Raw genomic sequence first — 14,359 nt, 5'->3', positions numbered from 1 at the left:
AGCGTGCTTCGGGGGCATCAATGCAGGGGTCCGCCAATGCCTGCACCCGCGTCGGTGCGGCGGGGCTTGCCGCCTTCAGGCAGGGGCTGCGGCACCAGGGTGCCCACCGTGAGCTGGTCATCGCCAAAGTACTTGGCCGCCACGCGCTTGACGTCATCGGGCGTGATGGTGCGAAGCTGGGCCAGCAACTGGTCTTCCGCATCCAGCGGCATGCCCTGTATCCAGTAATTGCCCAGGCTCTGGGCCTGGCCCATGACCGAGTCGCGCTCATAGACATTGGAGGCCATCCATTGCGTCTTCACGCGCTCCAGTTCGGCAGGCTCGACGCCGTCCCTGGCGACCTTGGCCACTTCGGCGCGCAGCGCGGCCTCGACCTCGGCCGCAGTCTTGCCGGTGGCGGGCACGCCCGTCAGCATGAACAGGCCGGGGCCGCGGCTCATGAGCGACATGGAGCTGCCCGCGCCGTCGGCCACGCGGCCTTCGCCCTGGACCAGGGCCCGCTCCAGGCGGGCGCCGTCATAGCCGTCGAGCACGGCCGAGAGCACCAGCAGCGCCAGCGCATCGCGGTCATCGGCCTGCAGATCGCTGACGCGCGTCAGCGAGGGCGCACGGAAGGCCAGGGCCACCAGGGCCTGCTCGGCCGGCTGCTTGACCTCGATGCGGCGGATGCCGATCTGCGCAGGCTCGGTGCGCGGCTTGCGCACCGGCACGGCGCGTGCGGGAATGCTGCCGTAGTACTTCTCGGCCCAGGCGCGGACCTTGGCAACGTCCACATCACCGGCAATGACGACGGTGGCATTGCCGGGCACATACCAGCGGCTGTGGAAATCGCGCACGTCGCCGGGCGTCAGGGCGTCCAGATCGCTCATCCAGCCGATCACGGGCCGGTGGTAGGGCGAGGCCATGAAGGTCGCCGCCATCAGTTGCTCCATGAGCACGGCGCGCGGCTGGTCCTCGGTGCGCATGCGGCGCTCTTCCTTGATGACCTCGATCTCCTTCTTGAACTCGCTGTCGGGCCAGTGGTTGTTGGCGAAGCGGTCGGATTCGAGCTTCATCACGTCTTCCAGCCGGCTGGACGGGATCTGCTGGTAGTAGCCCGTGTAGTCGCGGCTGGTGAAGGCGTTCTCCTGCCCGCCCAGGGCCGCCACCCGGCGCGAGAACTCGCCGGGCGCCACCTTGCGCGAACCCTTGAACATCATGTGCTCGAGCGCGTGGGCCACGCCCGAGGTGCCGTCGACCTCATCGATGGCGCCCACGCGCACCCAGACCATGTGCACGGCCGTGGGCGCGCGCCGGTCGGGCTGCACGATGAGCTGCATGCCGTTCTTCAGGGTGAATTGCTGCGCTGCTGTGGCGGACCGCTGGCCGCCTGCGGCCTGGCTGGCCACCGTCTGCAGCAGTGACGAAGGGGAGGAAGAGGATGCATCCGGGGCTGCCAAAGCAGCCCCGGTGCCCATGCAGGCCATTAAGCCCAGGAGGGTGAGTGCATGTTTCATAGAATGCTGTGATTCTAAGAACCTGCCGATGTTCAGTTTTTTCAAGAAAAAGCCCACCCCCTCCTCCGCCGAGATTTCCCCGGCGGACAGCAGCGCCGCGCCTGAAGAGGCCGGCATTCCCGCAACCCCGCCGCAGGACCGCGCCCCAGACCTGCCCCCTGGCACACCTGCCCCACCGGCCGCAGCCGACACCGGCAGCGCCTGGTGGCGCAAGCCCTTCGGCGGCGGCAAGGGCGATGCCGCCCCGCCTGCCGCACCCGCTGCACCCACTGCTGCTGCTTCCACGCTCGCGCCTGCCGACTTCATTGCCGCACCCGAGCCCACGGCCAAGCCCGAAGCCGAAGGCGCCAGCCGCCAGAACTGGATGCAGCGCCTCAAGGCCGGACTGCGCAAGACCGGCAGCAGCATCGCCACGGTCTTCACCGGCACGCAGATCAACGATGCGCTGTACGAAGAGCTGGAAGACGCCCTGCTGATGGCCGACACCGGCGTCAAGGCCACCGAGCACCTGCTCACCGACCTGCGCCGCCGCGTCAAGGAAGCCAAGGCCACCGACCCCGCCGCCGTCAAGGCCCTGCTGGCCGATGCACTGGCCGACCTGCTGCGCCCGCTGGAAAAGCCGCTGATCATCGGCGAGCACCAGCCTACCGTGGTCATGGTCGCTGGCGTCAACGGCGCAGGCAAGACCACCTCCATCGGCAAGCTGACCAAGCATCTGGCCGACGAAGGCCAGAGCGTGCTGCTGGCTGCCGCCGACACCTTCCGCGCCGCCGCGCGCGAGCAGCTCGGCGTCTGGGCCAACCGCAACACGGTGGAGATCGTCAGCCAGGAAGGCGGTGATCCTGCAGCCGTGAGCTTTGATGCCGTCACCGCCGGCCGCGCCCGCAAGAAGGATGTGGTGCTGGTGGACACGGCGGGCCGCCTGCCCACCCAGCTGCACCTGATGGAAGAGCTGCGCAAGATCCGCCGCGTGGTCACCAAGGCCGATGCCACGGCACCGCACGAGGTGCTGCTGGTCATCGACGGCAACACCGGCCAGAACGCGCTGGCCCAGGTGCGCGCCTTCGACGATGCACTGCAGCTCACGGGCCTGATCGTCACCAAGCTCGACGGCACGGCCAAGGGCGGCGTGCTGGCCGCCATTGCCCAGGAACGGCCGATCCCCGTGTACTTCATCGGCGTGGGCGAAAAGGTCGAAGACCTGGAGACCTTCAACGCCAGGGAATTCGCGCAGGCGCTGCTGTCCTGACAATCTGTTCAGAGTTTTCTCGACAGGCGCCACAGGAAGGCGGAATGGATGAATTGCGGGCTGGCGCTCAAGCCGCTCTCCGCTCATCCATTGGGGAGTGACCGCTCAACGAAGAGCTCTCCAGCCTCAACCTCTGACGCACTCAACCGCTTCGGGACTGATCAGGCCAGGCCCTACCGGGTTAGCTCATGTGACTTGCCGCAAAAGCCCAGTACTTTGCCACAGCCGACAGCGTGGGCGCGGCAAAGACCAGAAAGGGCATGCCCTTCAATCACCGAAGCAGCCACTCATCGTCACGTGGCAATTGACGAATCTCTTCGGCCAGTCAAAGCAGCACTTCCGCCAGTGCTCGGTAGCACCGACAAGCCCGTCCTTGCTTCGGACGGTCAGAAATCCTAGCTCTTCCTCACTGACGCCGGCTGGCAGGCCTTGCGGTGCACCACCGCACTCAACTCTGGGCTCCGATGTGGAGAACGCATTTTTTCCCGTCGCTCCAGCTTTGCGTGCGGGTGAGCGTACGGCCCATGCCTCGGCAAGCGCACCAACTCTGTTGAGTGCCTGTGCGAAAACTCGGCAACAGACTCATCAGTGCGACCTGCCTTCGATATGCCAACTACGGCGTGTGCCGCGCATCATTTCAAGCATATTCTCCCGCTCTGCCCCCCCCACTTTTCGGGGCTCGTAAAAGCACATAAGAGTTTTAAACCAGCCGATTAGGCTACTTGCTGGCTGCAGATGGCAAGTTCAGGCCAATTTATGTGGCTTGCAAACCAATCAGAGACAAACCATCGAGGGCGGAGATGGCTTGGTCACTGTCTTCCTGCTGCCTTCCCAACCAGATGCCTCTCAATTTTTCGCACCCTTCCATATCTTGACCCAAGATTGTATGTTGGTATACCATCACTCAATTCGCAAGAAAGTCAAACAGACATGAAACGGCAAGCCTCTAAAGCAGGTACAGACACAGACAGACCTGCATTGACAGACATGGGAATTCCGCGAGGCAGTATGGCCGTAGAGCGTGTGAATCCAACGCTCCGACAGCTGGCACTTGAGCAATTGAAGCGCGCCATTGTGGAAGGCCAACTTCCACCTGGATCACGCTTGGTAGAACGCAAGCTGTGCGATCTCCTTGATGTGAGCAGAACGATAGTTCGTGAAACCCTGGGGCAATTGGAGGCAGAAGGGTGGATCACAAAGGAGCCCTATAAAGGCCCGATAGTCGCCGTTATCGATGAAGACGGCATTCGCCAGATCTTTGAAATGCGTGCAGCCGTTGAAGGCTATGTGGCGGCACTGTGCGCAGAGCGAGCCACCATAGAGCAAATCGAGCGCCTGGATGTCACAGTGAAAGCGATGAATGAAGCGCAGATTTCGGGCGATGTCGGGGCTCAGATCGAGACCATCGAGGAGTTCTACGAAGTTCTCCTGGATGCAGCCCAAAATTCGCTGATGGCAAGCTATCTTTCTTCACAAAGGAGCCGCCTCGCACGCCTGCGGAGACTCTCACTTTCTCACAGCTCACGGGCCTCAGAAAGCACAGAAGAAAAACGCGGCATCCTCGCCGCCATCCGCAATCGCGACCCAAAGAAGGCCCAGGCCCTTGCCGAGCAGCATATCTGGAATTCTTCGAAAAGCCTGCTGGCGGCTATACGCAGGGACCTATGAAATCGCTCTTTCAAAATTGGTACGCAAGATAAGCCACCATCTATAGCCATACTATTTTCAGATAGCATCAGGAAATAAAGACCCAGCATCACCTTTTCATAACAATCACGCTATGCGTGCTTGTTGAGAAAATCAGTTCTTTCTCTGAATTGCTTACTGGAATTGCGCATTCTGCAAATCGATTTCAATATCTCTGTATTTAAGAAAATCTTTATCTTAAGAGTATTTTTCGAGTTGCAAATTCTACGCATTGACCACATACTGCTTTCTCCGCAGCATGCGGATAAACGGCAGCAAGGATACCTGGATGATGCCGAGCTCTCCTCGCGCGGGCACCCCAGAAGAAACGCTCTACGCAGGCCTCATGTTCTATCTCGAGTCTCTGTCTTCAACCGTTCAATAAATCTTCAAGAGAGCAAAATTTCTCTAATCAGCAAATGAGCATTGCTGTGCATTACCAAATAATCCACAGCAATGTAAGAATTTACTCTACGCCCCATTTACCCATCCCTCCTCCATATTCATGCTTGAATCCATTCAAGGTTTTTCTTGGTTATGGGTTCCCATAACCCTGTTCGCCGCTCTCGCTCAAACGGTACGAAACACAGCGCAGCGCAGCCTGACACAGGAGCTGGGCGCGCTATCGGCCACGCTGGTGCGTTTTCTGTATGGCCTACCTTTTGCCATGTTGTGGCTGGCACTGCTGTATCTGGTACCAGCAAAGCCATACGCTGTACCTTCGATCACGCCGATTTACCTTGGCTGGATTGCATTGGGCGCTTTTTTCCAATTGGCTGGAACGGTCGCTTTGCTGCTGGCGATGAAGGAGCGCAACTTTGCCGTGGCTGTCACTCTGACAAAGACAGAGGTGCTGCAGCTAGCTCTGTTCGCATCGGTTTTTCTCCATGAACTTCCAACACCGCTGGCGTTGGCCGCAATGATCGTAGCCACAATCGGTATGCTGCTGCTGTCCCTGCCGCCACGCGAACAGTTGCTCTCACCGTCCGCGTGGCTCAACCGATCTGCACTTTATGGCCTGGCTTGCGGCTCCTGCTTTGCAGTTGCAACAGTAGGATTTCGAGGAGGGTCGCTGGCACTTGGCGCCGAAACGGCATGGTTATCTGGCGCCTGGGGCGTGCTGATCGCACAGTCGATGCAAACCGTCGGCATGGGACTTTGGATCCAGTTGCGCACAGCTCAAGGTCTGGCACCTATTTTTCGAGCTTGGCGCATCTCGCTGCTTGCCGGTTGCATGGGGGCAGCCGCTTCAATTGCTTGGTTCACGGCCTACGCCATGCAAGGAGCATCACCTGTGCGCACTTTGGGAATGATCGAGGTCGTTTTCAGCTACCTGGTTTCGCGCCGCGTGTTCAGCGAAAGCTTCAGTCGAACAGAGAAGATAGGCATGGGCCTGATGCTGTTGGGCTTAGTGGTGACTTGCCTACAGGCCTGACATGCGATGGCAGCAAGACCTGCTCGTGGAGCTGTCGTCCTGCGGCTTGGCATCGACTGCATCAGCTCCCCTGTTGATGCGCTTTGACCCATTCTCTGGAGTGGACTTACGGGAGCGCGCTGCGCTCCTTTTTTCATGGGCATGCGAACGCAGCGAAGGCCCAGGCATGCAGGCAAGGGTTTTCCCTTGATTCGAATCAAGCCGCAGGTTTTATGCTTTGCATTGATTTATAAGAAGAACGTTGTTTTATACAAGAAACAATCGATAGCCCTCAGGCATTTCTTTTGCTTGTACCTGCCTTGCCTTGTTCCCCGGAGTTCCCCATGAAAGCCCCCACCTTGCTCGGCGCTGCCGCCCTGCTGGCAGCAGCCGCATGCCAGAGCGCCCTGGCCCAGGATGCCGCCGCGCAGCAGCAGCTGGCCGCCAAGCCTTTCACCATCGTCGCGCCCTTTCCGCCCGGAGGCCCGGTCGATGCGCTGGCCCGCCTGCTGTCCACGGGATTGGCCGAGCGCTACAAGCAGACTTCGGTGGTGGAGAACAAGCCCGGGGCCAACGGCAATATCGGCATCGACATGGTCAAGCGTGCCGCGCCGGACGGCCATGCGCTGCTGGTCGTGCCCCAGGGCAACCTGACCATCAATCCCACGCTGCTGGCCAGGCCCGGCTACAGCGTGGAGACGGACTTCGCGCCCGTGGCCTCGCTGGCCAAGGCGGCCAATGTGATCGCCGTGCACCCCGGCGTGCCCGCCAAAACGGTGCAGGAGCTGGTGGCCCTGTCCAAGGCCAGGCCGGCCACCATCAGCTATGCCTCGCCCGGCGTGGGCTCCAGCCTGCATCTGGCCGGCGAGCTGTTCAAGCAGCAGACCGGCGCCGACATCCTGCACGTGGCCTACAAGGGCACGGCGCCCGGCCTCAACGATGTGCTGGGCGGCACGGTGCCGATGATCGTGGGCAATGTGCCCGCGCTGCTGCCGCATGTGCAGTCGGGCAAGCTGCGTGCGCTGGCCGTGACCGACCCGGCCCGCAGCAAGTACCTGCCTGATGTGCCCACGCTGGCCCAGGCGGGCGTGCCGGGCATTGCCATCTCGTCCTGGTACGGCGTGATGGCGCCCAGGAAGACGCCGCCGGCCGTGCTCAGGCAGCTGGAAAAGGATATTCAGGAGATCTTCAGCACGCCGGCCGTGGTCAGGCAGCTGGACCTGCAGGGGATCGAGCCCTGGGTGGTCACGGGCAGCGCCTTCGGCGAGCTGATCCGCAAGGAGACAGCGACCTGGGTGCCCGTGATCAAGGCCGCCAACGTCACGCCGCAGTGATGCGGGGCGCGGCGGCCCTTTCTGCAGCGTCCGCCACGTCCCGGGTCGAGACCTGGGAGCGCAGCCACTGCGCATAGTCGGCCATGCAGCGCTCGGTGCGCATGGTGATCTGCGGCACGCTGTAGCTGTGCCCGGCGCGCAGCAGCCGGGCCAGGCGCTCCAGCACGTCGGGCAGGGTCTTGCAGACCAGCCGCCACTCGGGCGTGGCGTGCATCTCGCCGTCCCACACATAGTGCGAGGTGATGGCCTCCACCTGCACGCAGGCCGCGGCCTGCTGCTGCACCAGGCTGCGCGCCAGATGGGCGGCCTCCTCGGCACTGGGGACGGTGGTGGCCACCACGCACAGCGTGGACCAGGGCGAGGCGGGGTTCTTGGCGGAAGTCATGGAGGCGTAGTCTACGGTTGCGTGCTGCAGGCCGGTACTGGCCCTTGCGGCGTCAGGCCATCAGCCCCTTTTGCCGCGCCTGCAGCCGCGCCAGGCCCAGCAGCGCATCGGTGAACGGGGTGTCCACGCCGCACAGCTGGCCCATTTCGCGCACCGCGCCCACCAGGGCGTCGAGCTCCACGGGCTTGCCGGCTTCCACGTCCTGCAGCATGGAGGTCTTGAAGGCGCCCAGCTTGAGCGTGACCGCATGGCGGTCTTCGGGCGATTCGTTGATGGGCAGGCCGATGCGCGCGCCGATCTCCTTGGCCTCCAGCATCACGCGCGTGATCAGGCCGCGCACCAGGTCGTCGCCCAGGATGCGGTCCGAGGTGGCACCCGTCAGCGCGCTGACGGGGTTGACGGTCATGTTGCCCCAGAGCTTGTACCAGGCGTCGCGCTGGATGTTGTCGGAGACCTTGGCCTCGATGCCGCCACGCTGCAGCAGTTGGGCCAGTGCCGCCAGGCGCGGCGTGGGCGGCTGGCCGGGCCCTGTGGCCAGAGGCTCGCCCAGGATCAGGCTGTTGCCGAAGTGCCGGCGCACCACGCCGGGCGCATCGTTGGAGCAGCTGGCATGGACCACGGAGCCCAGCACCTGGCCCAGCGGGATGGCTTGCGCAATGCGGCCTTCAGGGTCCACGGCTTTCAGCTGCTTGCCGCGCACGCTGGCATCGACACCGCCGTGCAGGAACCACCAGGGCACGCCGTTCATGGCCGTGAGCACCACGGTCTGCGGGCCGATCAGCGGGGCGATGCGCTCGGCCACATCGGGCATGCCCGGCGCCTTGACGGAGATGATGACCAGGTCCTGCACGCCCAGGGCGGCCGGGTCCTGTTCGGCACGCAGCGCGAAGTGCTCGCGCTGCTCGCCGTGCACCAGGGTCAGGCCCTGGGTGCGCAGGGCCTGCAGCGCGGCGCCGCGCGCCACGGCGCTGAGCTGGCAGCCGGCGCGGGCCAGGGCCGCGCCCATCCAGCCGCCGATGGCACCGGCGCCGAAGATGCAGGCCTTGTCGAATGAAATGCTTGTCTGTTCCATGGTCATGCGCGGGAAGCTCCGGGTTCAAAGATCGAGATAGCTGCTGTCGCGCCGGTTCACGCGGCGCACCAGGTGGTCGAACACATCGCGGGCACCGCCGTGGCTGGCGTTGAAGGTCAGCGAGTCCTCGTTGCAGCGCTGGGCCATGGCGTCGGAGACCATGCGCGGCGCACCCATGGACAGGGTGGCCATCTGCACGTCGCAGGCGCGCTGCAGCGTCCACAGCACCACGAAGGCCTGGGGCAGGTCGCTGCCCCAGCTGAGCAGGCCATGGTTGCGCAGGATCACGGCCTTGCGGTGGCCGATGCTGGCCAGCAGGCGCGGCCCTTCGTCGGCATGGATGGTGATGCCCTCGAAGTCATGGTAGGCCACCATGCCGTGCAATTGGGCGCTGTAGAAGTTGCTTTGCGACAGGCCCTGCTCCAGGCAGGCCACGCCCATGCCCGAGGTGGTGTGCGTGTGCATCACGCAGTGCGCGCCCGGCAGCCCGTCGTGGATGGCCGCATGCACCACGAAGCCGGCCGGATTCACCGGATGCCGCGAGCCGTCCAGCACCTCGCCGCGCACATTGATGCGTACCAGGTTGCTGGCCGTGACCTCTTCGTAATGCAGGCCGAAGGGGTTGATCAGGAACTGCTTTTCCCCGCCCGTCACGCTGTCGGGCAGGCGCACCGTGATGTGGTTGTAGATCAGCTCGTCCCAGCCCAGCATGGCAAAGACGCGGTAGCAGGCGGCCAGTTCGATGCGGGCGGCGCGTTCATCAGGGTGCATGGAGCAATTCATGGTGTGGCTCGTGGGGTGGGTTCTGAGGTGGGTCTTGAGGTGGGTTGTGCAGTGGCTTGTGGGGAAATCAGGCATCCAGCCCCTGGTCCAGCCCCTGGTCCAGCCCTTGGTCCAGCGCTTGGGAGGCACGGCCCAGCTTGTCCAGGATGCGGTCCAGCATGGCGCGCTCATCGGCCGTCAGGGCATTGAGCAGGGCCGCCTGGTAGGGGCGTGCGCGGGACAGCACCTCGTCGAAGAGCGCCTGCCCAGCTTCGCTCAGCTGCAGCAGGTGGCGCCGCGCGTGCTGCGGATCGGCGCGGCGCAGCACCCAGCCCCGGTCGATCAGCGGCTGCAGCGCGCGGCTGATCTGGGCCTTGTCCATCAGGCTCAGGCGCGACAGCGCGCTGGCATGCAGCTCGCCATGGCGCTGGATCTGGCCCATGAGCCGCCACTCGGTCAGCCCCACGGGCGATGCCGGCGCGATGTAGTGGCGCGTCACCTGGGTCTGCAGCGCATTGGACAGCGCGCCCAGGCGGAAGGTGATGAAATCCTCCAGCGCCAGCGTCTGGGGGCAGACCTGCGTGTCCGGTGCAGGGCCGGTGGCGGCATCGGCGGCAGGGATCGTGGATGTGCGTGGGCGGGGCATTGGACGGAGGGAACCGGGCGGCGATGGCGATGGCGATGGCGATGGCGATTGCGATTGCGATTGCGATTGCGATTGCGATGGCCGCATGATCCACCAATGTTGACATATCAACATTGGTGGCAACCCTGAGAGCCCTGGCGGCCTGCAGGCCGCCAGCGGGCGCAGGGTGAAACCCGTGCGCCCGCGCCGCGCTCAACGCTTGAGCAGTTCGTTGGAAGGCAGGGTCTCGTCCAGCAGCTTGCGGGCCGTCTCCACGCCCGCCACGGGCAGCAGCGCCGGGTCCAGCAGGCCCACCTGCACCAGCACGCTGGCCTGGTCCCAGTAGATGTGCTCGTGGTAGAGCTTGTCGCCCCGGAACTTGACCACGGCCAGCAGCGGGATCTCCACGCGCCGCCCCGTGGGCCGCACGCCGGGCAGCATCCACGGGATCTCGGTGGTGTGCGTGAAGCAGAACAGCATCTCGTCCACCACCTGCGAGGCCCCCACCGTGCGTGAAATCGGGGTCAGCGACGTGTCGGGCGGATTGCTGTTGACGAAGTGGTTCGTATAGAAGGCGTGCAGGTTGCTGAAGCCCACGCCGCCGGTCATGGTGGGGATGTGGTTCACATAGGGCTCGGCCACCATGGTGGCCATGGTGTCGTCCACGTTGCGCGTGGCGAACTCGTACTCGCAGTGCTTGTCCCACAGCGCGGCCAGGTCGAAATGCGGGCCGATAGCGGACTTGAGCGTGGCAATGCTGCGCTCGTGCGCCATCAGGGCCGAGGCGCGGTGGAAATGGTCGCCGCCCTTGCGCGCAAAGGCATGGTCCACGCCGGGATAGACATGCACGGCCACGCCGGGACGCCCGCCCAGCGCCTGGACGATGCGCTGGCGCGCCTCGGGCGGGCAGAAGGCGTCGAGCTCGGCCACATGCAGGGTGAGCGGGCAGCGGATGCGCTCGGCCTCGTCCAGCGCCGCCTCGATGCCCACGCCGTAGTAGCCGACCACCGCATCGGCATCGGTGCGGCAGGCGGCCAGGTAGGCCAGCTTGCCGCCCAGGCAAAAGCCCAGAACGCCGGCCTTGCCGTCCGTGACCTCGGGGCGCTGGCGCAAGGCGTTCAGGCAGGCCTGGATGTCCTGCACGCCCAGGGCCTCGTCGAATCCCTTGTAGAAGCCGAAGGCGCGCTCCCAGTCCGCCGGCGTGTAGCCCAGCTCCACATCGGGCTGCTGGCGCCAGAACAGGTCGGGCACCAGCACCACGTAGCCTTCTTCGGCGTAGTAGTCGGCCACCTCGCGCATGGTGGCGTTGACGCCGAAGATCTCCTGCGCCAGCACCAGGCCGGGGCCGCTGCCCGAGGCCGGCACGGCCAGGTAGGCGTTGAAGCTGCCGCTGCCGTCCAGCGCGTTGATGCGCACATGGCGGCTGGCCGGGGGTTCTTTCTGCTGCATGGGGTTGTCTCCGTTTCAAAGGGTGGGGAAAGCTGCGGTGCCGCTTTTTTCATGGCCCGTCATACGCATTCGGGGTGCCGCACCGTCACCTGATAGTAGCCCGCGTGAAAGGCCAGGGGCTCGCCGTCGAAGCGTTCGCAGCGCTCGACCTGGCCGATGAAGATGAGGTGGTCGCCGCCATCGTATTGCCGGACGTTGCGGCAGACGAAGCGGGCCAGCACGCCATCGATCAGGGGCACGCCGGCCGGGCCTTCCGCGCAGTCCAGGCCGACGAACTTGTCTTGCTGCGGCGTGGAAAAGCGCCGCGACAGAAGGTGCTGGCCCGCAGCCAGCACGTGGATGGCGAAGTGGCTGGCACCCTGGAAATCGCAGACGCTGGGCGCCTGGCGCGCCAGGCTCCACAGCACCAGCGGCGGGTCCAGCGACACAGAGGAGAACGAGTTGGCCGTCATGCCCACGCGCCGCCCGTCCGGCGCGCGCGTGGTGATGACGGTCACGCCCGTGGTGAACTGGCCGAAGGCCTTGCGCAGCTCGCGCGGATCGAAGGAGCAGGCCGTGGCGGCGGCCGGGGTGTCGCATGTGCTCATGGCGGCCTCTGTGGCTAGGCGGGGACGGCTGCCATGGCGGCGATGGCCGCGCAGCTGTCGATGTAGTGGTCCGCCTCGCCCGCGTCCGCGAACCAGGGGAAGAAGGTGCGCGGGTCGTCGAAGCCGTTGGCAAGGGCGCTGGCCAGCGGTGCCAGCGTGCCCGCGCTGGCCAGCAGCTTGAGCACATGGGGTGGCGGTGGCGCCAGCAGCATGTTGGTCCACTGCGTGACCCATTGCGCATAGCCGAACCAGTAGCGGTCGAAGGTCTGCTGCATCCAGGCGGCGTCGAAGGCGCCATTTCCGTCACCATTACTGTCGCCATTGCCGCGCGCCAGGATGCTGCGCAGATAGGTGTCGGCGCACTTGGCCGCGTTGTTGGAGCCCTGGCCCGTAATGGGGTCGTTGAGCACCACCACGTCGCCCATGCCCAGCACCTTGCGCCCCGACGGCAGCGTGGCCACGGGCTTGCGCACCGTGGGGGCGAAGCAGCCCGCGAGGATGCCGTTGTCATCGGTCAGCGCAATGTCGCGGCAGCGCTCGGCCTCCCAGGGCACGAAGGTGTCGAGGATCCAGCGGCTGCGCTCCAGGTGCTGCTCCGGTGTCTTCACATCGCCCCAGCAGTCCATGGGGCCGCCGGGCACGCCCTCGAACACCATGATCTCGCAGGGGCCCGTGGTCGTCAGCGCCGGGAACACGAAATACTCGCCCACGCCCGGCACAAGGTTGAAGGACACGGCGGAGAACGGCTCGCGCGGCTTCATGCCCGTCACATAGGTCAGCGCCAGCGCGCGCTGGGGCTGGTCGAAGCGCGAGCGGTGGGCATCGCGCTCGAACAGCCTCGATATCTCGCCCTTGCCGCTGGCAACCAGGGTCAGGTCATGGCTGCGCGTGCATTCCTCCAGCTCGGCGATGCCCGCGTCCTTGAGCACCAGCTCGCCGCCCTGGCGGCGGAAATCGTCCATCCATGCGGGGATCTTCAGGCGCTGGTCCACGGACTGCGCGCCCGCGTTCAGCCGCGCCGCCCAGTCGATGGCCTTGTCGGCCGCCTTCTCGCCGTGTTGCCCAGGGTGCGGCACGCACAGGCCGATGCCCTCGACCACCGGGCATTCGCGCGACCAGTGGACCAGGCCCAGGCCGCGCTCTATCTGCAGCGCGCTGTCGAACATGCACTGGCTGGACATGACCCGGCCCTGGGCGATGTCCTGCGCCGTGCGGTTGCTCAGTATCGTGACCTGATGGCCCGCGGCCAGCAGGCCCAGGCCCAGTTGCAGGCCCGACTGGCCGGCTCCGACGATGGCGATTTTCTTCATGGCTGTCTCCTTGCGGCTCCGTGTCCGTACTGCGTACTAGTCCATCAATTGGGGAATGGCGGCCACGGCCCGCTCGGGCCCCATGGCGCCGTAGCCGCCGTCCACCGCGTAGTCGGCCCCGGTCACGAAGCTGGCATGGTCCGAGCACAGGAACAGCACCACCTGCGCCACCTCGTGCGGATCGCCCACGCGGCCCAGCAGGTGAAAGGGCGCGGCCACGCGGTCGGTCTTGGCGCGGTCGCCGCCACTGAGCCGGTCCATCACCGCCGACCAGGTCCAGCCCGGGCAGACGCTGTTGACGCGGATGCCATCGGCCGCCAGGTCCATGGCCATGCTGCGCGTGAGCTGCTTCATGGCCGCCTTGCTGGCCGGGTAGAGCCAGCGCCCCGTCTGCGCGGCCTCGGAGGAGATGCTGGTGAAATTCACCACGGCCCCGCCACCGGCGGCCACCATGTGCGGGTGCACGGCCTGCAGCATGGCCACGGCGCTGGCCACGTTCACGTTGAACGAGGCCAGCCAGTCGGCACGCGGCGACTGCAGGCCCTCATCCACATAGGAGCAGGCCAGGTTGACCAGGATGTGCACGCCGCCGTGCCGGCTGCATGCCTGCTGAACGCAGGCGGCGACCTGCGCGTCGTCGGTGATGTCGGTGCGCACGAAAAGCGCGCCCTCGCCCAGCGCATCGGCCAGCACCTGGCCGTTGTCGGCATCGATGTCGGCAATGACCACCTTCACGCCGGCCGCGTGCAGCGCACGCACCACGCCGGCGCCTATCAGGGTGGAGCCGCCGGTGACGATGGCGCTTTTGCCTTCGAGTCCCTTGAACATGACGCTTGTTCTCCCGTGTGGATGCCAGGCCGGGCTGGCCTGTGCAGCACACGTTACGGGGGGCCAGGCCGCGCAGGCATCCGGCAAGCGCAGGCACTGTCCCTGGCGCGCAGAAATCGGCTCCCGGGGAATGGTCCGAATTGTGGGAGCGGGTGGTTTTTG

The 14,359-nt window shown here is 65.2% G+C and carries 13 protein-coding genes; 4 read left to right on the top strand and 9 right to left on the bottom strand.

What is annotated here, in order from left to right; genetic code table 11:
- Positions 1 to 17: 17 nt before the first annotated feature.
- Positions 18 to 1,496, bottom strand: a complete 1,479-nt coding sequence (locus DTS01S_RS17370; protein ID WP_026062084.1) for a M16 family metallopeptidase — start codon at positions 1,494 to 1,496, stop codon at positions 18 to 20.
- Positions 1,497 to 1,524: 28 nt separating this feature from the next.
- Between DTS01S_RS17370 and ftsY the strand changes: the two genes are divergently transcribed.
- The 4 genes from ftsY (at position 1,525) to DTS01S_RS17350 (ending at position 7,179) form a co-directional block, all read left to right on the top strand.
- Positions 1,525 to 2,745 carry a signal recognition particle-docking protein FtsY gene (gene ftsY / locus DTS01S_RS17365; RefSeq protein WP_016449076.1) on the top strand — a complete coding sequence of 407 codons (1,221 nt, stop codon included), beginning with the start codon at positions 1,525 to 1,527 and terminating at the stop codon, positions 2,743 to 2,745.
- Between the two features lie 930 nt (positions 2,746 to 3,675).
- Complete coding sequence (locus DTS01S_RS29740) at positions 3,676 to 4,413, top strand: GntR family transcriptional regulator (RefSeq protein ID WP_254662032.1); 738 nt, start codon at positions 3,676 to 3,678, stop codon at positions 4,411 to 4,413.
- A 523-nt stretch (positions 4,414 to 4,936) separates the two neighbouring features.
- Positions 4,937 to 5,866, top strand: a complete 930-nt coding sequence (locus DTS01S_RS17355; protein WP_061288227.1) for a DMT family transporter — start codon at positions 4,937 to 4,939, stop codon at positions 5,864 to 5,866.
- A 323-nt stretch (positions 5,867 to 6,189) separates the two neighbouring features.
- On the top strand, positions 6,190 to 7,179 hold the full coding sequence (locus DTS01S_RS17350; RefSeq protein ID WP_017404220.1) for a Bug family tripartite tricarboxylate transporter substrate binding protein: 990 nt from the start codon (positions 6,190 to 6,192) through the stop codon (positions 7,177 to 7,179).
- Here the strand turns inward: DTS01S_RS17350 and cutA are convergent.
- The 8 genes from cutA to DTS01S_RS17310 form a co-directional block, all read right to left on the bottom strand.
- On the bottom strand, positions 7,166 to 7,564 hold the full coding sequence (cutA, locus tag DTS01S_RS17345) for a divalent-cation tolerance protein CutA (RefSeq protein ID WP_017404219.1): 399 nt from the start codon (positions 7,562 to 7,564) through the stop codon (positions 7,166 to 7,168). The genes DTS01S_RS17350 and cutA overlap by 14 nt on opposite strands.
- A gap of 52 nt (positions 7,565 to 7,616) precedes the next feature.
- A complete protein-coding gene (locus DTS01S_RS17340; protein ID WP_017404218.1) occupies positions 7,617 to 8,642 on the bottom strand; it encodes a 2-dehydropantoate 2-reductase in 1,026 nt (341 codons plus the stop codon).
- 18 nt (positions 8,643 to 8,660) lie between these two features.
- Entirely contained in the window at positions 8,661 to 9,494 is an 834-nt protein-coding gene (locus DTS01S_RS17335; protein ID WP_255247321.1) for a class II aldolase/adducin family protein, read from the bottom strand.
- Complete coding sequence (locus tag DTS01S_RS17330; protein ID WP_016449083.1) at positions 9,487 to 10,044, bottom strand: MarR family winged helix-turn-helix transcriptional regulator; 558 nt, start codon at positions 10,042 to 10,044, stop codon at positions 9,487 to 9,489. Before DTS01S_RS17330 ends, DTS01S_RS17335 begins: the two co-directional genes overlap by 8 nt.
- A 192-nt stretch (positions 10,045 to 10,236) precedes the next feature.
- A complete protein-coding gene (locus DTS01S_RS17325) occupies positions 10,237 to 11,472 on the bottom strand; it encodes a dienelactone hydrolase family protein (RefSeq protein WP_016449084.1) in 1,236 nt (411 codons plus the stop codon).
- Between the two features lie 59 nt (positions 11,473 to 11,531).
- The gene (locus DTS01S_RS17320; RefSeq protein WP_016449085.1) at positions 11,532 to 12,059 is read right to left on the bottom strand and encodes a flavin reductase family protein; all 528 of its coding nucleotides are present in this window, start codon (positions 12,057 to 12,059) and stop codon (positions 11,532 to 11,534) included.
- A 14-nt stretch (positions 12,060 to 12,073) separates the two neighbouring features.
- Complete coding sequence (locus tag DTS01S_RS17315; protein ID WP_061288225.1) at positions 12,074 to 13,369, bottom strand: styrene monooxygenase/indole monooxygenase family protein; 1,296 nt, start codon at positions 13,367 to 13,369, stop codon at positions 12,074 to 12,076.
- Positions 13,370 to 13,405: 36 nt separating this feature from the next.
- Entirely contained in the window at positions 13,406 to 14,197 is a 792-nt protein-coding gene (locus DTS01S_RS17310) for an SDR family oxidoreductase (RefSeq protein ID WP_012203717.1), read from the bottom strand.
- Positions 14,198 to 14,359: the final 162 nt, after the last annotated feature.

Source organism: Delftia tsuruhatensis NBRC 16741 (genome assembly GCF_001571325.1).
Classification (GTDB): domain Bacteria; phylum Pseudomonadota; class Gammaproteobacteria; order Burkholderiales; family Burkholderiaceae_C; genus Comamonas; species Comamonas tsuruhatensis.
Note: the sequence above shows the minus strand (reverse complement) of the source record. Positions and strands in the feature narration are given on the sequence as shown.